The organism is Parasediminibacterium schistidii (assembly GCF_046546515.1).
Classification (GTDB): Bacteria; Bacteroidota; Bacteroidia; order Chitinophagales; family Chitinophagaceae; genus Parasediminibacterium.
Genome location: NZ_JBKHKJ010000022.1, coordinates 20,555 through 44,174, shown reverse-complemented (window position 1 = coordinate 44,174; position 23,620 = coordinate 20,555). Strand labels below are relative to the sequence as shown.

At 41.4% G+C, this 23,620-nt stretch carries 17 protein-coding genes; 7 read left to right on the top strand and 10 right to left on the bottom strand.

What is annotated here, in order from left to right; genetic code table 11:
• Positions 1 to 114 precede the first annotated feature (114 nt).
• The 5 genes from ACHFIY_RS13185 to ACHFIY_RS13165 all read right to left on the bottom strand — a co-directional run bounded on the left by ACHFIY_RS13185 (position 115) and on the right by ACHFIY_RS13165 (position 3,349).
• Positions 115 to 276 (bottom strand): hypothetical protein, encoded by a 162-nt coding sequence (locus ACHFIY_RS13185; RefSeq protein ID WP_410846572.1) that lies wholly within the window; start codon positions 274 to 276, stop codon positions 115 to 117.
• Positions 260 to 727 carry a PIN domain-containing protein gene (locus ACHFIY_RS13180; protein WP_410846571.1) on the bottom strand — a complete coding sequence of 156 codons (468 nt, stop codon included), beginning with the start codon at positions 725 to 727 and terminating at the stop codon, positions 260 to 262. The genes ACHFIY_RS13185 and ACHFIY_RS13180 overlap by 17 nt, the downstream gene beginning before the upstream one ends.
• A gap of 226 nt (positions 728 to 953) precedes the next feature.
• Entirely contained in the window at positions 954 to 1,253 is a 300-nt protein-coding gene (locus ACHFIY_RS13175) for a GIY-YIG nuclease family protein (protein ID WP_410846570.1), read from the bottom strand.
• A gap of 1,237 nt (positions 1,254 to 2,490) precedes the next feature.
• On the bottom strand, positions 2,491 to 2,838 hold the full coding sequence (locus tag ACHFIY_RS13170) for a hypothetical protein (protein WP_410846569.1): 348 nt from the start codon (positions 2,836 to 2,838) through the stop codon (positions 2,491 to 2,493).
• Positions 2,839 to 3,169: 331 nt separating this feature from the next.
• Positions 3,170 to 3,349, bottom strand: coding sequence for a hypothetical protein (locus tag ACHFIY_RS13165; RefSeq protein WP_410846568.1), 180 nt, complete (start codon positions 3,347 to 3,349; stop codon positions 3,170 to 3,172).
• Positions 3,350 to 4,973: 1,624 nt separating this feature from the next.
• Between ACHFIY_RS13165 and ACHFIY_RS13160 the strand changes: the two genes are divergently transcribed.
• Positions 4,974 to 7,256 carry an aconitate hydratase gene (locus ACHFIY_RS13160; RefSeq protein ID WP_410846567.1) on the top strand — a complete coding sequence of 761 codons (2,283 nt, stop codon included), beginning with the start codon at positions 4,974 to 4,976 and terminating at the stop codon, positions 7,254 to 7,256.
• Between the two features lie 416 nt (positions 7,257 to 7,672).
• Here the strand turns inward: ACHFIY_RS13160 and dnaB are convergent, their stop codons facing one another.
• From dnaB to ACHFIY_RS13140, 4 genes are all read right to left on the bottom strand, one after another.
• On the bottom strand, positions 7,673 to 9,292 hold the full coding sequence (gene dnaB, locus ACHFIY_RS13155) for a replicative DNA helicase (RefSeq protein ID WP_410846566.1): 1,620 nt from the start codon (positions 9,290 to 9,292) through the stop codon (positions 7,673 to 7,675).
• 520 nt (positions 9,293 to 9,812) lie between these two features.
• Positions 9,813 to 10,151, bottom strand: a complete 339-nt coding sequence (locus tag ACHFIY_RS13150) for an MmcQ/YjbR family DNA-binding protein (RefSeq protein WP_410846565.1) — start codon at positions 10,149 to 10,151, stop codon at positions 9,813 to 9,815.
• A gap of 79 nt (positions 10,152 to 10,230) precedes the next feature.
• Complete coding sequence (locus ACHFIY_RS13145; protein ID WP_410846564.1) at positions 10,231 to 12,636, bottom strand: alpha/beta hydrolase family protein; 2,406 nt, start codon at positions 12,634 to 12,636, stop codon at positions 10,231 to 10,233.
• 151 nt (positions 12,637 to 12,787) lie between these two features.
• Entirely contained in the window at positions 12,788 to 14,977 is a 2,190-nt protein-coding gene (locus ACHFIY_RS13140) for a hypothetical protein (protein WP_410846563.1), read from the bottom strand.
• A gap of 284 nt (positions 14,978 to 15,261) precedes the next feature.
• Between ACHFIY_RS13140 and ACHFIY_RS13135 the strand changes: the two genes are divergently transcribed.
• From ACHFIY_RS13135 to ACHFIY_RS13115, 5 genes are all read left to right on the top strand, one after another.
• Positions 15,262 to 15,942 (top strand): response regulator transcription factor, encoded by a 681-nt coding sequence (locus ACHFIY_RS13135; RefSeq protein WP_410846562.1) that lies wholly within the window; start codon positions 15,262 to 15,264, stop codon positions 15,940 to 15,942.
• 14 nt (positions 15,943 to 15,956) lie between these two features.
• The gene (locus tag ACHFIY_RS13130; RefSeq protein WP_410846561.1) at positions 15,957 to 17,006 is read left to right on the top strand and encodes a sensor histidine kinase; all 1,050 of its coding nucleotides are present in this window, start codon (positions 15,957 to 15,959) and stop codon (positions 17,004 to 17,006) included.
• A gap of 317 nt (positions 17,007 to 17,323) precedes the next feature.
• Positions 17,324 to 17,941, top strand: a complete 618-nt coding sequence (locus tag ACHFIY_RS13125; RefSeq protein ID WP_410846560.1) for a DUF47 domain-containing protein — start codon at positions 17,324 to 17,326, stop codon at positions 17,939 to 17,941.
• Between the two features lie 99 nt (positions 17,942 to 18,040).
• A complete protein-coding gene (locus ACHFIY_RS13120; protein ID WP_410846559.1) occupies positions 18,041 to 19,084 on the top strand; it encodes an inorganic phosphate transporter in 1,044 nt (347 codons plus the stop codon).
• A gap of 161 nt (positions 19,085 to 19,245) precedes the next feature.
• On the top strand, positions 19,246 to 20,304 hold the full coding sequence (locus ACHFIY_RS13115) for a quinone-dependent dihydroorotate dehydrogenase (RefSeq protein WP_410846558.1): 1,059 nt from the start codon (positions 19,246 to 19,248) through the stop codon (positions 20,302 to 20,304).
• A 146-nt stretch (positions 20,305 to 20,450) separates the two neighbouring features.
• Here ACHFIY_RS13115 and mutL read toward each other — a convergent pair whose 3' ends face one another.
• Entirely contained in the window at positions 20,451 to 22,463 is a 2,013-nt protein-coding gene (gene mutL, locus ACHFIY_RS13110; protein WP_410846557.1) for a DNA mismatch repair endonuclease MutL, read from the bottom strand.
• A gap of 937 nt (positions 22,464 to 23,400) precedes the next feature.
• Here mutL and ACHFIY_RS13105 point away from each other — a divergent pair.
• Positions 23,401 to 23,580: a hypothetical protein gene (locus ACHFIY_RS13105; RefSeq protein ID WP_410846556.1), complete on the top strand. Its 180-nt coding sequence runs from the start codon at positions 23,401 to 23,403 to the stop codon at positions 23,578 to 23,580.
• Positions 23,581 to 23,620: the final 40 nt, after the last annotated feature.

The window sequence follows — 23,620 nt, the reverse complement described above, 5'->3', positions numbered from 1 at the left end:
TTTTCCAATTTCTGTTCTTTGTGAACGACCTTAGCGAAAGGCACACGCCACAGGCGATGCGCCAGCGACACGAAGTTTGACGTGGACTAGCTGGGCCATTTTTTTATTAGACTACTATCTTAGTTCTGCATTCTCCGTCTTTAATTTTGTTTTGTCAAGATATGCTTGCAGTTCTTCAAAAGTCATCCCTTTAATATCCTTGGATATTTTGGTTTTGATTTCCCTGAAAGTTTTAACCGTGTCAAATTCTTTTACAACTTTATCCTTCGTTTTCATAATTCACGATTTCTTTAGGTGAATGAATATCCAATGTCCCATGTCCTAAACGTAAATTTATAGAATTATAGCCACGGATTCTATAAATATTTACGATGTGTTTGAAATTCCAGCTAACAAGCATATCAACTTTGTTTAACGTTGCGGTGGCAATATGTATGCAGTCGTCCAGGCTAGTCTCACCCACAACTTTTTCATTCACATACGTTTGGGCAAGATTCAATGCTTCTGGCGTTACCAAAACCTTTTCTTTGAACTCTTCTTTCAAACTTTGAAAAAATTTTTGAACCTTTTTTGGTGCATTACTCAATTCACTTTCTGTTAAGTTGGAATAAACACACTTGATTTGCCCTAATTGTACTTTTTCAAAAAGCAAAGTTGTCTCCTCTTCAAATTCTATATCAAAGAGGCCGCCAAAAACAGATGTGTCAAAGTAAAAACGTTGTTGCATGAACCAAAATTATAGCATTTCACCTATTCATTCTTTACCCAAGGAGATGTCCCAATTATAAAAATCGCTTTCATCACCCTACGTCCTTTAGACGTAAGAGAAATCTCAACTTATACAGACAATTATGCAATTTGTTAGGTTGCCTACAAACAGCCGCCTGACTACGTTTCAGTTAGATTTCTCCTGCCTCGAAAAGACGGGAAGAACTGAGCGAAGTTTGATGCCTTTACCAACTTTTAATGTCCTCCCACAAATCAGCCCACAATGGATTTGTTGAGTTAATGAGTTGTTCTTTTTTCTGTCTACTCCATTTTTTCACTTGTGTTTCTCTGGCAATTGCTTCTTCAATTGTTGAATGGAATTCGTAGAAAACGATTAGCTCCAAGTTGTATTTATCGGTAAAACTATTTTGGTAAACATGGTTCTTATGTTCGTTTACCCTTTTTAGTAAATCGAAAGTTACACCTATGTATAAGGTTGTCTTGTTTTTATTAGTCATTATATAAATACAGCCTCCTCGTTTCATGTAATTGTATTTTAAGTATCAAAGTTTTATCTATACTCGCCTTCATCATCCACCGTCATTTCGACGTCAGGAGAAATCTCACCACATACACCCAATTATCCATTTTTTTACGCTGCCAACAAACAACAGCCTGTCTACATTTCAGTTAGATTTCTCCTGTGTAGAAAGGATGGGAAGAACCAAGCGAAGGGTATAAACAAATAAAAAACGGTCGCTTTCATCAATCCCGGTTCTTCATCCTTCGTCATTTCGACGTCAGGAGAAATCTCACCACATACACCCAATTATCAATTTTGTTACGCTGCCAACAAACAACAGCCCGCCTATATTTCAGTTAGATTTCTCCTGTGTAGAAAGGATGGGAAGAACCAAGCGAAGGGTACCCACCACAGTCGACACTTCTTTTATTTGTATTGTTTTAGCTAGAATTAAGGAGTCGTGGACTAGCTGGAATTTTAAACCCATCAAAACAAATAAAGCGATGCATAATTGTCCGCAACTAAATTCCCCTCTCGAGGGGTGCCCGAAGGGCGGGGTGGTTACTCGCTACGGTAAACCATTCACCGCATACAGGCAATTATCCATTTTGTTACGCTACCTACAAACAGCAGCCCGCCTACATTTCAGTTAGATTTTTCCTGTGTAGAAAAGACGGGAAGAACAAAGCGAAGGGTACCCACCACAGTCGACACTTCTTTTATTTGTATTGTTTTAGCTAGAATTAAGGAGTCGTGGACTAGCTGGAATTTTAAACCCTTCAAAACAAATAAAGCGATGGATAATTGTCCGCAACTAAATTCCCCTCTCGAGGGGTGCCCGAAGGGCGGGGTGGTTACTCGCTACGGTAAACCATTCACCCCACACACCCAACTATCCATTTTGTTACGCCACCTACAAACAGCAGCCCGCCTATATTTTAGTTAAGTTTCTACTGTGTAGAAAAGAGGGGAAGAACAAAGCGAAGGGTACCCACCACAGTCGACACTTCTTTTATTTGTATTGTTTTAGCTAGAATTAAGGAGTCGTGGACTAGCTGGAATTTTAAACCCTTCAAAACAAATAAAGCGATGGATAATTGTCCGCAACTAAATTCCCCTCTTGAGGGGTGCCAGAAGGGCGGGGTGGTTACTCGCTACGTTAAACCATAGAAGGGCACATGCCACAGACACGCACTATTAACACTTCGTTTATTGGTATTGTTTTAGCTAGAATTAAGTTGACGTGGACTAGCGGTGAATTACTTAGTTAAATAATCTAGCCATTCTTCTGATATTATTTTTAAGTGTATTGTAGGCAAAGAAAAATAAGATGTGCTAGAATTATACTCTGCATAAGCATAAATCTTAGAAATAGTTTTATCCATAACAAGCGTAACCAAAGATTCAGTTGAATAATCTATTAATGATATTTCATCATTTAAAATACTATTAATGCCACTAATTAGTTCATTTGCAGAATCCAAAGTATAAAAGTCTGTAATGAATTGCGACAAATAATCGTTATTAGATGACATTAATTTCATATAATTTCCTAGAATTAGCTTTTTATAAAAGCTAATCTTGTATAATTCTAATATTTGATTCATATTTTATTTCTTTATAAAATTCTTTTAATATGAAACACATCTTTTAATATTTGATTTTGCATTGAATACAACTGAATTATTATTAACGCCAAAGGCGAATGTAGCCGATTGGAGACTAAAGATTTGAGAGCCAATGTTTGTAAGGCAATGATTGTAAAAAGGCTTTCCATTCCTTTAAGATTTCTATAAAATCATCAAGGGGTATTATATTGTCCCCACTCCCCCGATTAAATGTTGCAACACTAGGAGGAGAAGACAGATTTACAACCTCCTCATTAAATGAATCCATTGGATATTCTCCTAAATAGCCATTTTTTATAAAAGGCTGAAGTTAATCTATTTCTTTGAGAAACCTATCTGTCTGTTTTACTCCACCGCAATCTATAAAGCTAGCAATATCATCATTTATTGTACTTCCTGTCAAGTCCCTATCACAAGAAAAAAAAGGATATTGACCATCATCCATGTTTTTTACTACAAAATTTAACCCGTATTGCTTCGCCTTGTTCATGCTTTTTTTTAACTAATTTGTAAACGATTGTAATGTTTCTTTCTTCCGCAGGCCTCCCCGGCCTGTGCTTCCATGTTACTTATTTTTTGCTTTCAATATTTTAGCAATGCTTGTCAATATTTCAAAATAAGTAACTGCTAGGCTCAGGTCAAAGACCATGTGCCAGCCTGTTATAATCCATCAAATCTACGCCTCCACCCTCATACTATACTCCCTTCCTCATCCACGCTGCGGGTTCAAATTTTCCCCCATCATGGGGGCATTTTTGGGTACTCATGGGGGCATATTTCCCCCATATAGGATTTTACTTTTGGACAATCCCTGACAGTAAACTAATTTACAGCAGTTTACCAATAGGCGGACTTGGCAACCTAAAAAGAATCATTTTTAATACATGATAAATCATCATTGATACACGATAAATCCACATTGATACATAATAAATCATCATTAAATCCACAATAAATCACCATTAAATCACTGTAAAACCTTCGTCAATTATAAATAAAACAACTGTATATCAATGAGTTACATCAAACAAACAACCTGCAAAAATTGAAAATTAAAAAAACAACCCTGAAAAGAACACAAAAGGAGGCCTGCGCAGGGTAAACGCATCAAAATTCATTTTGCTCGAATCTTCGAGTTTGACACCAGTCCTGGCATCAGCCACCTTATTTTTTTCAAAGGATAAAATAGAGTGGCGGTGCCAAAGCTACCCTCGCCTTTGGAGAGGGGCTGGGGGTGAGGTTGAAGCCCGCCGGCTATGAGGCAAAAGGACTGAAAAGAGGCATTTTTGAATAAAATAGGCAATTAGGCGCAGATTAAATTTTGATGCGTTTGCCTTGGAGGCCTGCGGCAGGCTCTGGTCTTTCAAAAAGTTTTACTTTTTCCTAAACTTTGTGGTTTTACAAAGGTCGTTCACTTGGCTTTAGTTCGGATGTGACGTGCCGATATTAGGCGAGATTTCTCCTGCGTCGAAATAACGGGCATGATGAAAGCGAATGGGCGTAAGCAATACGCCCCTACAAGCCGTCATTAACCATTTTTTCTGGTGTGCTAGATGCTTAATTCGAAATGACGAGGATGCAGAAAGCGAAGGAATAGCATAAAACTGTACGAAGTGTTTAGAGCCTATTCTGAACACCCTACCTCGGAGGTTTTTTGTGGTTAGCCTAACCTAGGTTCGCTACCCCACCGAGAGATCATTTTCAACATACAAAAAACATTATGATGAACTACATCCGTACTAAAAAAACACAAAAAAATACGCACTTTTCTGCGGAAATCACGCACAAAATAGGCACAAAACACGCAAAAAATAAGCACTTTTCACTCACAAAACACTCATTTTTAAAAACATAAAAGCACTGTATTTCAATGAGTTAAGATGCAGGAATACCTGAAAAATAAATTCAGGGTGCCAAAAGCCAGCCAAACCAAGCGGGCAATGCCCATGAAAATGGGGCATAAAAGTTTTAGTTTTGCCCCATCAAGGTTGAAGGCAATGCTAGGGTTGGCGCTCAACAGCACTTCAAAAAAGGAATTTGCCAAACATCCAATAATTCACCGCATTCCAATACAATTCATAACTTTATGCTCTGATAAATCTCAATTTTAGGATATGAAAGAAAAAGGAACAGCATTTGATATTGAAATGATTAAAAAGGTGTATGCAGAGATGCCTGCAAAAGTGGATGCCGCACGCAAAGCATTGGGCAGGCCACTTACCTTGTCAGAGAAAATATTGTTTTCTCATTTACATACCGATCAAAAGTTAGAAAATTTTGATAGGGGAAAATCGTACGTTGATTTTGCACCAGACCGTGTAGCGATGCAGGATGCAACGGCACAAATGGCGTTGTTGCAGTTTATGCAGGCAGGCCGCCCGAAAGTGGCCGTTCCTTCCACAGTACACTGCGACCACCTGATCACTGCCAAACATGATGCAAAATCAGACTTGGTAGTTGCCACTACAGAAAGCAAGGAAGTATACGATTTCCTGGCATCTGTGTCTAATAAATATGGTATTGGGTTCTGGAAGCCGGGTGCAGGTATCATTCACCAGGTAGTGTTGGAAAACTATGCTTTTCCTGGCGGGATGATGATTGGCACCGATAGCCATACGGTAAATGCAGGTGGCTTGGGCATGATTGCAATAGGTGTTGGCGGTGCAGATGCTTGTGATGTAATGGCAGGCTTGGCTTGGGAACTGAAATGGCCGAAACTAATAGGCATTAAATTAACTGGCAAACTAAGCGGTTGGACTGCCCCTAAAGATGTAATTTTAAAAGTAGCTGGTATTTTGACCGTAAAAGGTGGCACTGGTGCAATCGTGGAATATTTTGGCGAAGGCGCAGAAGCTATGAGCTGCACCGGAAAAGGCACTATCTGCAACATGGGTGCTGAAATTGGGGCTACCACTTCTACTTTCGGGTATGACGACAGTATGGGGCGTTACCTTGCTTCTACTGGCCGTGAAGATGTGGCTACTGCTGCTGCTGCTATCAGGGAACACCTAAATGCTGACCCAGAAGTATATGCTGACCCAGAAAAATATTTCGACCAGATTATCGAAATAAACCTGAGTGAATTAGAGCCACACTTAAACGGTCCTTTCACGCCGGATTTGGCTACGCCTATTTCCAAAATGAAAGAAATGGCTGCTGCTAACGGCTGGCCTACAAAAGTAGAAGTGGGCTTAATTGGTAGCTGTACCAATAGTTCTTACGAAGATATTTCCCGTGCTGTTTCCTTGGCCAGGCAAGTATCTGCAAAAGGTTTAAAGACTAAAGCAGAATATACCATTACCCCAGGATCTGAACAAGTACGATACACCATAGAACGGGATGGCTTCTTGGACATATTCGCACAGATTGGCGCAACCGTATTTGCCAATGCTTGCGGGCCTTGTATTGGCATGTGGGACAGGGTTGGTGCTGAAAAAAAAGAAAAGAATACCATTGTGCACAGCTTCAATAGGAACTTTGCCAAACGTGCGGATGGCAACCCCAACACCATGGCTTTTGTGGGGTCACCTGAATTGGTTACCGCTTTGGCTATTGCAGGTGACTTGACTTTTAACCCTATCACCGATTTCTTGACCAATGAAAAAGGAGAACAGGTAAAACTAGATGAGCCAACCGGGCAGGAATTGCCTCCTCGTGGTTTTGCGGTGGAAGATGCAGGCTATCAAGCCCCTGCTGATGATGGTAGTGGTGTAAGCATACTAGTAAGCCCTACCTCTAGCCGTTTGCAGTTACTGGCTCCTTTCGCAGAATGGGAAGGCACTGACCTGAAAGGCTTGAAATTATTGATTAAGGCAAAAGGCAAATGTACAACCGACCATATTTCTATGGCGGGTCCATGGTTGAAATTCCGTGGGCATTTAGACAATATCAGCAATAACATGTTGATTGGTGCCGTGAACTACTTCAACGAAAAAACAGACAACGTAAAAAACCAGTTGACTGGCGAATACGGCCCAGTGCCAGCCACGCAACGTGCTTACAAAGCAGCAGGCGTAGGCACAATAGTAGTAGGCGATGAAAACTATGGCGAAGGTTCATCCCGTGAACACGCTGCCATGGAACCTCGTTTCTTGGGCGTGCGTGTGGTACTGACAAAATCCTTTGCCCGTATCCACGAAACCAACCTGAAAAAACAAGGCATGTTGGCCTTGACTTTTGCAGACAAGAGTGACTATGACAAAATACTGGAAGATGACACAATAGACATTATTGGCCTTACCAGTTTTGCCCCAGGCACGCCGCTTACCTTGGTGTTTACCCATGCCGATGGCACTGCTGATACCATTGTTGCCAACCATACTTACAACCAACAACAAATTGAGTGGTTTAAAGCTGGTGCTGCATTGAATATCATCAAGAAGCAAATAGTAGCTTAGGGTTAATTTATTTTTTGAATATAAAAAAAACCGTTGCATTTGATATGCAGCGGCTTTTTTTAGTTATTTAGCCTAGTGTACTATTCTTTACACTCGCAATAACCTTCGCTTCAACTCCACTTTAGGAGGTAGGGGTACTTTGCCAAGGCATACGCCTAATGGTTTATTAGCGTAAAATCTTTATACCATCTGTGGTTAAATAGCTATTTAAATATAAACATGATTGGGGAGAGACTTAACTAATAAAATGCGAAAAAATTTTTCTTGTTTCCTTAAAAAATTGTACCCCTTTGTGTTTTCGTTCCTTCATGACAGATTAACCAAACTTGCACCGGAGTAGTAACATTTTTTTATTTTTAAGCTAATTTTCTTTTCATGCTTCTTTGGGTTTTTGTGCCTTTTTGGCAAAATAAATCCTAGCCCCAAGGCGCTTCCCCATCTACACCATCATCAAAGTTGCCTGTGTTCATTTTGCTGCCTTGCACAAAAAACTTGCCGCCACCATTGCCGCCTGCTGCGCTTATGCCGCCACCACTAGGGCTGCCACCCAATGGGCTAAGGGGGCCGCTAGGAGTAATAGGCTTAAAGTTGCCACCAGAACCGCCGCCCCCAAACTTATTGTTGCTGTCTTCTATTTCCTCAAATTTTTGTATGTGCAGCAAGGCTTGCAGGCGTATGTTTTCCAGCGAGCCATTCCTGTGCTTGGCTATGCGTATATGGGTTTCGCCCTTGGTGCTTTCGCCATGCTCGTTGCTGTTTACCTCGTAGTACTCGGGGCGGTAAATAAACATTACCATGTCAGCATCTTGCTCTATTGCTCCTGATTCCCTCAAATCGCTCAACTGTGGCATTTTGCTTTCCTTCCTTGTTTCCACAGCCCGGCTAAGCTGGCTAAGGGCAATAATGGGTATGCTCAATTCCTTGGCCAATGCTTTCAAGTTACGGGAAATGGTACTAATTTCTTGTTCCCGGTTGCTATTTTTCTCGCCGCTGCCGCTCATGAGCTGCAAGTAGTCAATGATAATCAGCCCTACTTTGTGCTTGTTTACCAGCCGCCTTGCTTTTGCCCTAAATTCAAATATGTTCAGGGCTGCCGTGTCGTCTATGTAAATAGGGGCTGTTTCCAGTTTCTTGATACCTTTTGTGTGCAGCTGCTGGTATTCGTAGTCCTCCATCTTGCCCCGGCTAATTTTCTCCAATGGAATTTCGCTTTCGGCACTTAAAATACGCTGCACCAACTGTGCAGCACTCATTTCTAGACTAAAAAAACCAATTGGCGTAGGTTTCGTGGCATTTAAAGCGGCATTCCGTGCAAGGTTTAGGGCGAATGCCGTTTTACCCACAGAAGGGCGTGCCGCCAGTATAATTAAATCCGTTGGCTGCCAGCCAAATGTAATACGGTCTAGTGTAGGGAAACCGCTTGGCACACCAGAAATATCCTCGGTCTTGGTGCGCAAGTCATCTATTCGCATAACGGCCTGTGCCAATGCCGTGCCCATTTCCTTATAATCTTGCTTCAAGAAATTTTTAGTAACGTTGAATATTTTTTCTTCGGTTGTATTCAACAGTTCAAATACATCGGTGCTGTCTTCATAAGCATCGCCAATAATCTCGCCGCTTATTTTGATGAGTTCCCGCTGGATAAACTTTTGCAGCACTATGCGTGCGTGGGCATCAATATTGGCTGTGCTTACAACCGCATTTGTAAGCTTGGTAACAAAATAAGGGCCTCCGACTGCTTCTAACAATTCCTTGAACCGGAGTTCTTCCACCACGGTTAAAATATCGATGGGTTGGCTTTTTTGTTCCAAACTCATCATGCACCTAAAAATATGCTCGTGTGCTTCTACATAAAAACATTCGGGCTTTAAAATTTCGCTTACTACATCAAATGCGCCTTTTTCCAGCATTATGGCACCAAGTACCGCTTCTTCCAGTTCCCTGGCTTGAGGTGGCACTTTCCCAAAAGACATCGTACTTATATCTATGTTGCTCTTCCTGCGTTTACGGTCTTTATTTAAGCTGGTAAAATCCATTTATACTATTTGTTTTTTAAGTTACTCTGTCCTATAATCCAGCTTCCCTATTCAACTGAAAAACTATTTCGGAGCAGCGAATATGAGGCAAGTTTTTGGTATAAAAGCGTTTTATTTTTTTAATTTTAATGCACATGCCCTCCACCGTTCAATAACATATGCAATTGGGTTACCAACAAAAAACACACCAGTTATTAACAGAAAAGTAAAGTTTTACGCTTTTTACACAGGGGAATGCACAAAATGGGTGTGCAAAAAAAAAGACGGTATTTTTAAAAGAAAGTTTGCTTTTTCCTGTTATTTTACAAATATTGAAACAGTATTTTTTGTTGCTAGAGAGTTACAATTTCTGGGCATTAGGCTACAAAGTCACTAAAGCACAAAGGATTAAGAAAAAGCGCAAATACGTAGCATCTAATCCTCTTTTGTACTGACACTTCAAGCCTTTGTAGCAATATTTATGTGTGGAATAAGAACTTTTTTTTGCTTGTAAAAAATTCCTAAAGCGAGACAAAAATGGTTATTCTTTTGCCTTTTTTGTTTTAGGGGCTACTAGCATATATGAATGGTCTATCCATTCTTTTAGCTGTGTTGTAGATACGCTGCCATCGGGGATGATGGTGTTCCAATGCTTTTTATTCATGTGGTAGCCGGGAAGTACGCATGGGTATTGCTCCCGCAGCTCTTCTGCCAAGGCGGGGTTGCATTTTACATTGAACCTCAATGGAGTGCTTTCTAAACTAGCCAGTAAAAATATTTTACCACCTACCTTAAATACCAATGTTTCCGGTCCAAAAGGCAGCCCTTCTTCCACAAGGGGCTTGCTTAGGCAATAATTCCTGATTTGTTCAATATCCATAATAGTTAGGAATTAGGAGCTAGGAATAATGAGTTATGAATTATTACTCAATACTCACTCATAATTTATAATTCATAACTCATTTCACATATTTATCCAACCAATTAGTCATCTCCCAAAGCATGTGGAGCACATTTTCCTTGGCATCGTAATGGTGGGCTTCGTAAGGCAGCATTACCAGTCTTGCCGTACCCCCATTGCCCTTGATGGCGTTGTACAATCGCTCGCTGTTGATGGGGAATGTACCAGGATTGTCGTCTGCATCCCCGTGGATGAGCAGTAGAGGTGTCTTTATTTTGTCGGCATAACTAAATGGACTCATTTCATAATATAGCTGGGGCGCTTTCCAATAAGTACGGTCTTCGTTCTGGAAACCAAATGGGGTAAGCGTCCTGTTGTATGCCCCGCTTCTGGCAATGCCTGCCTTGAACAAATTGGTATGCGCCAACAGGTTGGCAGTCATAAAAGCACCATAACTATGCCCGCCAACTGCCATCCTATTCCTATCGCCCACGCCCAGTTCCACCAATTTATTGATAGCCGCCTCTGCATTCAGGCGCAGTTGCTCCACAAAATTATCATTGGGCTTCTGCCCTGCCTTGGCAACAATGGGCATCTCGGCATTATCTAAAACGGCATAACCCTGTGTTACCAAATACACAGGCGAAGCCCAACTAAGCGTGGTAAACCTATATTGCGACCCCCTCACTTGCCCGGCGTCGGCTGCTACATTAAACTCCCTTGGGTAAGCCCAAATGAATACAGGCAATGCACTGTCTTTTTGCGGGGTAAAGCCCTTGGGTAAGTATAAATCGCCAGTGAGGGCAATGCTGTCTGCCCTCATATACTGTATCTTTTGTTTTGTTACCCCTTCCAATCCTGGATAAGGATTAGGGAAACCAACCAATAGTTTATCGGGCTGATTTGTTAATAGGCTTTTTAGGTAAAATGCAGGGGGCGTTTGTTGTGATTCCCTTCGGGTAATAAACTCCATCTTGGCTGCATCGACCACTTTCACCACATATTCAAACAAGGTATCGGGGCTACGCCAAATAATTTCATTTTGCTTGGTGCTTAAATCGAACTTAGACAAGAAAGGCAGGTCGCCTTTGGGCGAAGAACCCACATCATTGTTCATGAGTATTTTAGTACCATTGTCTGTTGTTTGTATCACTGGTTGCCCAAGTTTATTTTTTGCCAGCACGGGCGTGCCAATATTGTTGTAGGCATCTGTTGTATTACGGGTGTACACTTCTTCCAATTTGCCAGTTACCGTGTTGTATCGGCTAAGTGTAGTTGTCTGTTTTGCCCTTGAACTCTCCCGCACCAATGCCAAAGTAGAATCGCACCAGGTAGTGCCTTGGTACCGTGATTTGGTTTTGAATAACAATTTAGGCTCACCCGTAAACGGTGCTTCCAAACTGTAAACCGCATCCCTGTAAATACTTTTCTTTTTTATAAGACCGCTATCAACAGGCCTTGCCCAAGTGATAGTGGCAGGTTCATCATTGCGCCAATCATAAGCCCTCGGCACATCCTGCACGTTGTCGTAGCCAGAAGGCGTGCCTTCCTCCGATGGCAAATCATTCAATACTTTTACCTGCTGGCCTTTTAAATCGTAGATGCTGATGTTTGACGGGAAACCACTTGCCGTAACCAAATAGGAGAATGGCTTGTGGATGGAGCGAGCAAGAAAATATTTTTTATTGGGCGATAAGGTAAAGGAGGAATAGATGCCCGCCTTGCCAATAACGGTCTCTACCCCACCCTTATTGATGGCGAGGTTGCTTGTAGTGTAAAACGCAAACAGTTGCTCATCAAAATGAGTTTTTATCAAATCTTCATAAGTGGCGCTTGGGGCAGCTTTTCCCGAACTCTGCTGAGTGGCTGGCCCTGATGGCTTAATTGGCCTAATAGGGGCAGCACTAGCAGGCTGGTTGATTGTTTTATATAACAAAGTGCTTCCATCTACCCAGGCAAAAGCATTGCCCAATACCGTATTCAATGGGTGTTGGCTTACTATTGACGCTTTTTGGGCAGCCACATCAATCACATACAAAAAAACACCAGCAGCAATGGTATTTACAAAAGCAATTTTGTTTTCGTCACTATTCCAACTAATTTGGCTGGCAGCAAGTTTGGCTGGCAAGCCTGCTATGGGGTATTCTTTGCCAGTCTTTGTATTTTTGAGGATGAAACTATTGTAGAAGTTTTGCCTGCTAAGGGAAAAGTTGTTGGGATTGATACGCAGGCCAGCCACCCGCACTTCGGGCTGCCCAAGTTCCTCCACAGTGGTAAAGTTGGTGCGGCCGCATATCAACAACCAATTGGCTTTGCCACTAATGCTCACCAAAGGCGTAGGGGTAGCAAGCAATAAATCGGAGATTTCTTTAGCAGGCACTCGGTAACCAGTTTCCTGAGCAGAGGCAACAACAGTTAAAAATGCAAACACAATAATCAAAAACAAGGAGACAATTCTTTTCATATAAAAGCATGAGTGGCTTTTGCAGGCTATTTGTAATAGCAATGACACTTTCTTGTTATTATAAATTTTGAATTTTGTGTTTTATATCAAAAAACATTAGTAGGGTATTGCCCCTAATTCAAAATTTAAAACTTAAAATTCAAAATAATTCTTACTCGTTGCCAATTGCAATATTATAAGCCATGATAAAAATAGCCCCAAGGTTTTTGTAGGGAGGTATGTAGTCGTTGAATTTTTCCTTGCTTTTAGGGTCTTTAAACTGATTGGACAAGCCTTTCCACAAAACAGGCCAGTTTAGGTCTTTGCCCAGCCGTAGCTGCTCTGTTATAGCATTGATCATCCCTTGATTAATAACACCGGTGCCTACTTGCTTTGAAGAAATGATATGGGCCTGTGGGCATATTTCCAATACTTTGTTTAGGCTTTGGTAGCCACCGCAACTGCCTAGCAACACTATTTTTGCTGAGGAAGCCAATTGCTCAATGGTGTATTTTACATAGTAACTATGCCCACGGTGTATGACCACTGTTGGCTTTAGCCCTAAAGAATCGAGGTAATTAATCAAATGCTCCTGTGCCTGTGCATCTAGGTCTTTTTCCGTGTCAAGCGGCTTGTTTGCATAGATACAAACATGTGTACCCTTTACTCCCTTTACCGATTTCACTTCTACCCATTCCTTCTTTTGGGTAATTTTCCAGTTAGGATTTTTGAAATTGCCAAGGAAAGCCTCAAACACTGTTTTGCCATCTTTGTCGCCATAAAAGAACTGCTGGATAATAATGCGCCCGCTTGTGTCTTTCAGCAACTTATTAGGCATTATAAATATGGGGTTAATGCCTAGTTGTGCCGTTAAATCAATATGGTTAGCCGTATCCATTGATTGGAAAATGGTATAAAGCAACCGATAAATAGTAGCTGCCCTAGTATGGCTAACGGTATCTTCCAGCATATTTGCTTGTACCTGTTCTAAAATTAGCTTGCGTAGCTTTTTGTTCGTGATGCTGGCATACGAGTCTGCCACGTCCACGGCATCTTCAAGGGTGTTTTTGGCTGCTAAGTCTGTAACAAAGCTCCTCATCATCTTGTCGGCAGAAAGCGTGTCCATCCGCTTTAGGAAATCGTCTAGCTGGTTATATGCCGCAGCCATCTTGATAAACTTCTTGTAATAATCGTAGCTAACTAATTTTAAAAGCGTGTCTGCCTTTGGCACTTTCATTCGTTGGAAAATTCTTTTATACACACCCAAATAACTGCTTGTGTATATTTCTTCCTCGCCCAATACGCACAAATAATAAAGTTCTGTTGGCTGTAGGCTGTCAATTTTTTTAAACCGTACTGCATCCGACTTTTCATCGTGCAAGGCATTGATATCGTCAATATATATTTCTATTGCTTTTGCCCTTAGCTTTTCAGTAAGGGTCTTATATACCAATGGCGTATCGGCATGTTGCATTTGTTCGGCATACCGTATTTCTGTTTGCACTAAGAACTTATAATAGGCTTGTTCGCTGTCAATTAACTTACCAACGCTATCAATAGAAATTTCATTTTTATACAGCAAGTCCAGGAAAGGAAAGTACATCCTGCCCGTATTTTTTTGTGCCAATTGGCTTATTATTTTAACCAATGGGTCGTCTGATTTCCTTATGGCATCGCCTAGTTCATTTGGGCTAGCAGCATAGTTGTACAATTCTTCTTGGTTTTTGTAGGCAACTACTTTAATAATGCTGTCGGCAAAATACACATCGGGGTAAGCATTCAATATTTTCATGCTGTTGGCAGGCTGCCGCTTGCACATTTTCAGCACTAGGTTGTCCCTGCTCATTTTGTAGCCTGTATTGGTAGCAAACACAGGGTTTTGGAGGATTATAGACCCTATTTCATAAGGTGTAGCAATAATAATAGGCTCAATGGATGCCTGCTTGCGTTCCAGCTTCATGGCTGCCTCGAAATTTATGATTAGATCGCCCAGCTTATCGCCTTTTATCAACCTGCTTTGGTAATCATAAACAAAATCGCGCAACAATGTTTCCACGGCACGCAGCCATATAAATTTGTCGTTTTCAGAAAGCGCAGTGTCTAGCTCTATTTTTGCTTGCAGGTTATTGATATGTACTTTTAATATACGATTTATCTGGATATTCTTTTTCTCGTCACCGCTGGCAATAAACGTGCTATCGTTCAAAGGGTTTAGTAAAATAATTTTTTGCTGGGCTTGGTCTATGTTTGTATGGAACAACTGGCGCATCAGCGGCACTTTGGGCATTTTAATTTCAGTCTGGGCAAACAACTTGACTGAAAATAAAAATGTTACTATAAAAAGGGCAAAGTATTGTTTCATGTTGTGATTGGAAAAAACGAAAATACTACAATTAATGTCATGGATTGCCACAAAGGCATAAAGGCTCGAAGCAGCTCTAAGAAAAACAAGGAAGGATTGCATATGCCTTGCAAGCAACAGCTTCCAAAATGGAGAAACTTACTTCTGCAATATGTTGATTATCTTTTTATTTCCTTCAAACCTTTGTGGTAAAACATTATACGGCGTGTTAACAATTTAATAATATAGGGTTTTGGCAAAGTTGCCGTTTTAGAAAGTTATTTTTGTGTAAATTAATTGTTAACATGGATTTAAAGGCGAAGCGCATTTTGATTGCAGACGATGAACCGGATATATTAGAAATTATTAGTTACAACTTATCGAGGGAGGGGTATGATATTTATACTGCTAAGAATGGCGTAGAAGCCGTTGACAAAGCCAAAGTGATTCAGCCAGACCTTATTATACTGGACGTGATGATGCCCAAAAGAACGGGCATAGAAGCCTGCCAGATATTAAGGGCGTTGCCACAATTTCAAAAAACACTGATTATTTTCCTTACTGCCCTTAGCGACGAGACATCGCAAATACGGGGGTTGGAAATAGGGGCAGACGATTATGTAAGCAAGCCCATCAGTACCAAAGTGCTGGTAAGCAGGGTAAATGCCTTGTTTAGGAGGGTAAACAAAGAAGCGGACGACAAAACGATTATCATTGACAACATCACCATAGACCCAGCAAGGTTTATGGTAACTATAGACGACAAGGAACTGAGCCTTGCGAAAAAAGAATTTGAGCTGCTGCACTTGCTGTGCACAAAACCGGGAAGGGTTTTTTTGAGGAATGAGATACTTTCGCAGATATGGGGCAGCGAGGTAATAGTGGGCGATAGGACAATAGATGTGCATATAAGGAAAATACGCCAGAAGCTGGGTATTGATTGCATTACCACCGTGAAGGGCGTGGGGTATAAGTTTGAATTGTAATAAACCAAGCATTTATGTTTACCACAAAAAACCTATCTCCCCGCCAATTATCGGCACTCACGGCACTAATGCTGGCAGTGCCTGTTGGTTGCTGCATAGCATTGATAGAAAATATGTGGATGGGGCTTGTGTCGGCAGTACTTTTTTTCTCCGTTAGTTTTTTCCTGATTGCTTTTGTGTTGGAATGGTTTATCTACCGCAAAATAAAATTGATTTACAAATTCATTTACCAAACAAAAGCCAGTAAAAGGGAAGAAGTATATTACAATTACATTCTTCCTAAAAAAAGCATAGACGAGGTAAGCCAGGACGTGGAACGCTGGGCTGTGCAGCGCAGTGCCGAGATAGACCTGCTGAAACGGAATGCCGAATACAGAAAAGAATTTTTGCAGAACCTGTCGCATGAGTTTAAAACACCCATTTTTACCATACAGAGCTATGTAGATACCCTGCTTGGCGGTGCATTGGACGACCCAGCCGTAAACAAGCGGTTCCTGGAAAATGCTGCACGGAACGTGAACAGGATGGTGCACTTGATAGAAGACCTAGACGAGATAGCCCGTCTGGAAAGTGGCGAGCAGCCGCTGTACAAGCAAAACTTTGTAATACAGGACTTGATAAAAGATGTTTTTGAAAGCCTTTCTATACTTACTACAGAGAAACAAATAACCTGCTCCATAAAAAAAGGGTGCGAGCAGCCTATAACCGTTTTTGCAGACAGGGAAAAAATACAGCAAGTAATTAATAACCTAGTAGCCAATGCCACTAAATATGGCAAGTCAGGCGGCACGATAGTGGCTAGCATATATAAGACAGACGAAGAGTATGTATTGATAGAATTTAGCGATGATGGCATTGGCATAGCCGAGGAACACCTAGATAGGATTTTCGAGCGCTTTTACCGCACCGACCGTGGCCGCAGCCGGGACGTGGGCGGCACTGGCCTAGGGCTGGCCATCTGCAAGCACATCATAGAAGCGCACAAGCAAATAATGCACGTACGCAGCAAGCCAGATATAGGTACTACTATTGGTTTTACGCTGCAAGGGAAAAGGGAGGGGTAAATTTCCATTTCAGCATGTTTATTTTTGATACAGACATTACTAATCGCATATTTTTTTGAAACATTTTTTTTGAAACATTTTAAAATGTTTCAAAAAAAATGTTTCACTTTACATTCACACCCATACCAAAATTTAAAATGTCCATTTATAAATATAAACAACAACATACACTGCTAATTATCGCAATTTTTTTCCACAATCCTATATTATCTTATTGTTAACGAAAACTAATTTAGTGGCAGTACAACATGATACCTCTATTTTTGTCCGATTAAATATTACTGAAAATGGGATTTAATAGTATTGGCAAAATATTCATGCCAAAGAATAAAATTTTTTACGAGCTATTTGAGCAGGTTGCAGATACCGTGATGGAAATGGGTACGCAGCTGAAAAAAGTAGTGGCAGAGCCTGACAGGGACAAGCGGATGCCGCTTATAAAACAGGTGGAGGACTTGGAACACCGCAACGACGACCATACACACAAGCTATTTACCGAACTAGGCCGAAACTTTATTACCCCTTTTGACAGGGAAGACATTCACTACCTTGCCACCGCACTTGATGATATTTGCGATTTTATATACAGTTCAGCCAAAAAAATAAACTTTTACAATATCAACCCCAACGACACAGGTATCCAGAAAATGGCCGACCTGATAGAACAAGGATGCAGGGAAATAAGGACAGCTGTTTATGGCCTAAGGGACATGAACAGCCTCCGCAAAATGACCGAGGCATTGGTAAAAGTAAACAGTATAGAAAACCAGGCAGACGATGTGTTTGACATGTGCATTGAATACCTTTTTGAAACCGAGGTTGACGCAAAAGAAGTAATTAAAAAAAGGGAAATTTACCAAGCAATGGAAATAGCTACCGACAAATGCGAGGATGCAGCTAATGTGATTGAAAGTATTATTATCAAATATGCTTAACAAAAACCTTTAGTGGTTTAAACCTTCTTAGGGTCTATAACACCCCTTTAGGGGACGGGAGTGGGGAGGGAACGGAGGCTTTAAAAATTAACCGACTTTATGCTTACTTTATTAGTTATCATTATTGTACTTGCTTATATATTCGATTTTATCAATGGCTTCCACGATTCTGCTAATTCAATAGCCACCATTGTTTCTACTAAAGTACTTACACCATTTCAGGCGGTATTGTGGGCAGCCCTTTTCAATTTTGCGGCTTTCTTTATCTCAAAATATGTTTTCCACGAATTTGGAATTGGTAATACTGTGGCGAAATGGGTAAACGCTGAGTTTATTAATTTGCAGGTACTCCTTGCAGGTATCATGGCTGCAATTGTCTGGAATTTGGTTACATGGTGGTTTGGCATACCCTCCAGTTCCTCGCATACATTAATGGGGGGCTTTATCGGTGCTGCACTAGCACATGCTGGCGGTTTTAGCAATGGTGTGGTAGATGTAATTAACTATGCCAAAGTAGTGCCTACCTTCCTGTTCATTTTCCTTGCCCCTTTGATAGGTACTGTGATAGCCTTTTTTATAACCATCTTGATAGTGCATATATGCAAGAAAAGCAACCCTTATAAGGCAGACAACTGGTTTAAAAGGCTACAGCTATTGTCTAGCGCAGCTTTTAGCCTAGGCCATGGTGGCAATGATGCACAAAAAGTAATGGGCATTATTGGGGCTGCTGTTATTTTTTACGAAAGTAAATTGGGGCATACCATGTCCTTTAATCAATTTGTGGATGCTTATCCATGGGTACCTTTTTGCAGCTTTCTGGCAATTGCTTTGGGCACGCTAAGCGGGGGTTGGAAAATTGTAAAAACAATGGGCACAAAAATTACTAAAGTAACACCGCTGGAAGGTGTTGCCGCAGAAACAGCAGGTGCCATAACGCTTTTTTTGACCGAGCATTTTAAAATACCCGTTTCTACCACGCACACTATTACAGGTGCTATTATTGGCGTAGGTGCTACAAAACGTTTAAGTGCCGTAAGGTGGGGCGTAACAGTAAACCTAATGTGGGCATGGATAGTAACCATCCCATTGTCAGCTTTAATGGCAGCTGGGTTTTATTATGTGGTTGCTTTTTTCTTTAAGTAAGAAGTTAAATAAGTAATTTTACCCGCAAAGGACGCAAAGAAAGAGGCAGTTAGTGTGATTAAATGAAAAAGCCGTCTTTGAGAATGAGGATATTATTTTTGAGAGTATTACTCATTTACACATAAAAAGTACAACTTAAAACGTATAACGTACAACTCATAATGTACAAATTAATAAGGTTTATTCTATTTAAGTTCAATACAGAGGCTGTCCATCATTTTAGCATGGGCAGCCTTTCTTTTGTTTGCAGGAGCAGGTTAATAAAAAAATGGGTTGCAAAGTCGTTTACTTACAACCATCTACAACTAGAAAAACAGGTGTTTGGCCTGCATTTTAAAAACCCAGTAGGCCTTGGTGCGGGGTTTGATAAAAATGCCTTGTACCTAAATGAATTAGAAGCATTGGGTTTTGGGTTTGTAGAAATAGGCACAGTAACCCCCCTACCCCAAGCTGGCAATGAAAAACCACGGCTTTTCCGCTTGCCTAAAGACAAGGCCTTGATAAACAGGATGGGCTTTAATAATGATGGAGTAGAAGTTATTGCTAATAGGCTAAAGGAGTGGAAGAATGGTTCACAGTTAACCGTTGACGGTGGACTTATCATAGGTGGCAACATTGGCAAAAATAAGATTACACCTAATGAAGAAGCTTGGAAAGACTATGTAACCTGTTTCAACGCCTTGTTTGATGTGGTAGATTATTTTGTAGTAAATGTAAGCAGCCCCAACACGTCTGGCTTGCGCGAGCTACAGGAAAAAGATGCTTTGCATAAGATATTCGTTAACCTGCAAGCTATTAACCAGCAAAAACCTAACCCAAAACCACTGCTATTAAAAATTGCTCCAGACCTTACCACAGGGCAGTTGGATGATATTGTAAGCCTTGCGTTGGAAATACGATTAGATGGCCTAGTAGCCACCAACACTACCATTAGCCGGGAAGGATTGGCAACCTCACCAGAAGAAATAAAAGCTATAGGCATGGGGGGACTAAGCGGCAAGCCTGTGCAGCAACGCAGCACAGATGTTGTAACCTATCTATCGAGCAAGCTGCAAGGGAAGGTGCCTATTATAGCGAGTGGAGGTATTTTTACAGGAGCAGATGCCAAAGAAAAATTAGATGCCGGGGCTACTTTAATACAAGTGTGGACAGGGTTTGTATATGAAGGACCGGGGATAGCAAAGGGGATTTGCAAGGAACTAAGTAAGTTGAAAAATTAACCGCAAAGCCCGCAGAGCGTTTTGCGCAGAGAAGGCGCAAAGGGAGGTTTCTTAGAAAAAGTAAGAACATTTCACTTTAAGGACGCAAAGGCGGGATTGGGTAAAGTCGGTTTTATGTTTAACCTTTAAAAAAACACTCTCCTCTCCTACAACAGCCGCTGAAACATCTTGTCCATCTGTGCTTCTGAGAATGCAACATAAGTAGGGCTGCCTGTGGGCGTAACATTGGGTGTTTGGCAGGCAAACAACGCTTCTACCAATGCTTCCATTTCTTTCACGGTTAATGATTGGCCAGACTTGATGGCTTGCTGTCGGGCTATGCACCGCACCAGTTTTTCCCTTTTGCTGAATTTTACGTCGCTGCTGAAATGCTTGAATTGCTCTATCAGTAGCTCAATGCTGTTTTTTTCGTTGCCTTGTGCCACATCGGCGGGCACGCCTTGTATTACAAACGTATTGTTGCCAAAAGGCTCTATGGCATAGCCAATTATTTGCAACGAAGGGAGCAAATCGTGCAGCAGGGCTGCATCGGCTATTGTAAGTTCCAAGGTTACTGGGAACAGACTATGCTGCGTAATGGTTTGCGTGCCATGCGATGCGGCACTGTACCGCTCGTATAGTACCCTTTCGTGTGCCAGTTGCTGGTTTACCAATATAAACCCACTTTGAACCGAGGCAATGATATAGGTATTGTGCAACTGCAAGCACTGCGGTGCTGATTGGGTAGGTAAAGGAGATTGCGTAGTAACAAAAGGCGATTCATCGTCAATGGTTAGCTGCCCATTGCCTAAAGGCAATGGCTTGGGTGGCATCGCTTCCAACAAATCTGTCGTGCTAGCGGCAGGCTGGTAAAAATCTTTCCAGTGTTTCAGCTCGCTTTTTTCGGTGGCATCTATCTTATGCGCCTGTCCTTTTTGGGAGAATGTTTTAAAGAGGTTAGACGATTCCATATCATCCTGCTGGCGGTTGGTAAAAGGCTTGCTAACCGCATCCAGCCCTTGAATTTCGGGGTTTAGCGTAAAGTCAAGCGATGGTGCAATGCTAAACTGTGCCAACGCATGTTTTACTGCCGCCTGCACAAAAGCATATACTATACGCTCGTCTTCAAATTTTATTTCCTGCTTGGTGGGGTGTACATTAATGTCTATTTGCGATGGGTCAAGGTCTATAAACAATACATAGCTAGGGTAGCTATCTTTTGCTATCATGCCCTCGAATGCGCTGCCAACGGCATGGTTGAGGTAAGCACTTTTGATAAAGCGGTTGTTTACGAAGAAATACTGGTCGCCACGGGTTTTCCTTGCTGTGTCTGGCTTGCCCACAAAGCCGTGTACGTTCATATAGTCCATTTCTTCCTTCACGCTTACCAGCTTGGCGTTGTAGTTGTTGCCCAATATTTGTATGATGCGTTGCTTTTCGCTGCCAGCTTCTAAATGAAACTGCTCCTGCCCATTGCTGGTGAGGGAGAAAAACAAGTTGGGGAAAGCCATAGCCACCCTTATAAACTCGTCTATGATGTGCCGCATTTCTGCGGCATTGGTTTTTAGGAAGTTGCGGCGGGCAGGCACGTTGAAAAACAGGTTTTTCATGCTGATACTGGTGCCTGTGTTGCAAGCGCATGGCTCTTGGGCTACTACAAGGCTATTTTCAACAGCTAGGAAAGTACCCCATTCATCCTCGGCCCGTTTTGTTTTTATTTCCACCTGCGAAACAGCAGCGATACTGGCCAATGCCTCGCCACGGAAGCCCATGGTTTTGATGCTGAACAGGTCGTCTATATTCCTTATTTTGCTTGTGGCGTGCCTTTCTAGGCTCATGCGAGCATCTGTTTCAGACATGCCCTTACCATTGTCAATCACTTGTATCAATGCCTTACCTGCATCTTGCACAAACAGTTGGATGCTGGTAGCACCCGCATCTACTGCATTTTCAAGCAGCTCTTTCACAGCACTGCCCGGCCTCTGTATCACTTCGCCCGCTGCAATCTGGTTGGCGATGTTGTCGGGCAATAATTGAATAATATCTGTCAAAATAAAATCTTCCTTTAAGTAGTGGGCAAAAGTAAGACATAAGTGGTAAGTGGTAAGTGGTAAGTCATAAGTTGTAAGTAGTAGCCCATTTTCAGGGTGGGGCTGCTTGTTTTGGCTGGCTTTTGGCACCCTAAATTTAGTTTTGAGGCCTTCCTGCACCACAACTCATTGAAATACAGTGTTTTATGTTTTTTTGGAGTGCGTATTTTATGCGTATTTTGTGCGTATAAAATGAGTGATTTGTGCTTTATTTGTGCGTGATTTTCGCTGAAAAGTGGGTACTTTTTTGAGTGTTTTTTGCGTATGGATGTAAAATATCATGACCTTTTTTTTGTATATTAAAAATAAGCCCCACGGGGCGGGTGCATAAAATTTTTTTCGCATTTTGTAGTTAGACCTCTCCCCCAACCGACCCCGCCCCCCGACCTCACCCCAACCCTCTCCAAAGGGAGAGGGAGCAAGAACAAGGGAAAGGATGCAAGAAAAAAATCCGGGTTTGAAATGGATTATTTCTTGTTTTTCGGTGGTTTATTTTTTTTTGCTACTGCCCTTTTTTTTCTATATCTCATTGATATTCAGTTGTTTATTTTTTTTTAGCCTCATTTTTTATTCTAATTTAAGTGAATTTTATGATAATTTATTGATAATGGAATGATAGTTTATTAATAGGAAAACGATAATTTATTGATAATGAACTGATAAGATTTTGATGGTGGATTATCATTTTCCTAAGCCAACTAACATCCTATTCGGGAGGCAAGGCCAAGATGCCCCTACCTCCTTTAATGTAAAATTCGCATGGATAGGTATATTGGCCAAAATAAAAATCCTATATGGGGGAAATATGCCCCCATGAGCATCCAAAAATGCCCCCATGATGGGGGAATTTAGAATTAGGAATTAGGAATTAGGAATTATGGAACCAGCGGCCTAGTATAATTTAAAACTATCATTCTACACTTGACTCTTTTAAATCTATAAAAGTTATTTTTTTTACAGTTTATATCAATTGTGATATAAGGTTGATACATTTGTGCTGTTAACGCCCCCCCATAGTCTCCGTATTATGGGTTTGCTCCTTCTGGGAGCTTTTTTTTTGTCTAACACCAATTCTTGTGAAAAAAGTAATAACCAGCGGCAGAACGAGGCGAAAGGTACGCGCCACAGGCGGCGCACCAGCAACACTATGTTTGGCGTGGATGAGCGGGGGGGGCACAGCAGCAACACTATGTTTGGCGTGGACTAGCGGGGAACATAAAGCTATTTGCTAAATGATATTGTGAAAG

Coding starts and splice junctions, on each gene's coding strand:
- ACHFIY_RS13185 (WP_410846572.1), bottom strand. CDS start 276: ATGAAAACGAAGGATAAAGTTGTAAAAGAATTTGACACGGTTAAAACT.
- ACHFIY_RS13180 (WP_410846571.1), bottom strand. CDS start 727: ATGCAACAACGTTTTTACTTTGACACATCTGTTTTTGGCGGCCTCTTT.
- ACHFIY_RS13175 (WP_410846570.1), bottom strand. CDS start 1,253: ATGAAACGAGGAGGCTGTATTTATATAATGACTAATAAAAACAAGACA.
- ACHFIY_RS13170 (WP_410846569.1), bottom strand. CDS start 2,838: ATGAATCAAATATTAGAATTATACAAGATTAGCTTTTATAAAAAGCTA.
- ACHFIY_RS13165 (WP_410846568.1), bottom strand. CDS start 3,349: ATGAACAAGGCGAAGCAATACGGGTTAAATTTTGTAGTAAAAAACATG.
- ACHFIY_RS13160 (WP_410846567.1), top strand. CDS start 4,974: ATGAAAGAAAAAGGAACAGCATTTGATATTGAAATGATTAAAAAGGTG.
- dnaB (WP_410846566.1), bottom strand. CDS start 9,292: ATGGATTTTACCAGCTTAAATAAAGACCGTAAACGCAGGAAGAGCAAC.
- ACHFIY_RS13150 (WP_410846565.1), bottom strand. CDS start 10,151: ATGGATATTGAACAAATCAGGAATTATTGCCTAAGCAAGCCCCTTGTG.
- ACHFIY_RS13145 (WP_410846564.1), bottom strand. CDS start 12,636: ATGAAAAGAATTGTCTCCTTGTTTTTGATTATTGTGTTTGCATTTTTA.
- ACHFIY_RS13140 (WP_410846563.1), bottom strand. CDS start 14,977: ATGAAACAATACTTTGCCCTTTTTATAGTAACATTTTTATTTTCAGTC.
- ACHFIY_RS13135 (WP_410846562.1), top strand. CDS start 15,262: ATGGATTTAAAGGCGAAGCGCATTTTGATTGCAGACGATGAACCGGAT.
- ACHFIY_RS13130 (WP_410846561.1), top strand. CDS start 15,957: ATGTTTACCACAAAAAACCTATCTCCCCGCCAATTATCGGCACTCACG.
- ACHFIY_RS13125 (WP_410846560.1), top strand. CDS start 17,324: ATGCCAAAGAATAAAATTTTTTACGAGCTATTTGAGCAGGTTGCAGAT.
- ACHFIY_RS13120 (WP_410846559.1), top strand. CDS start 18,041: ATGCTTACTTTATTAGTTATCATTATTGTACTTGCTTATATATTCGAT.
- ACHFIY_RS13115 (WP_410846558.1), top strand. CDS start 19,246: ATGTACAAATTAATAAGGTTTATTCTATTTAAGTTCAATACAGAGGCT.
- ACHFIY_RS13105 (WP_410846556.1), top strand. CDS start 23,401: ATGGGTTTGCTCCTTCTGGGAGCTTTTTTTTTGTCTAACACCAATTCT.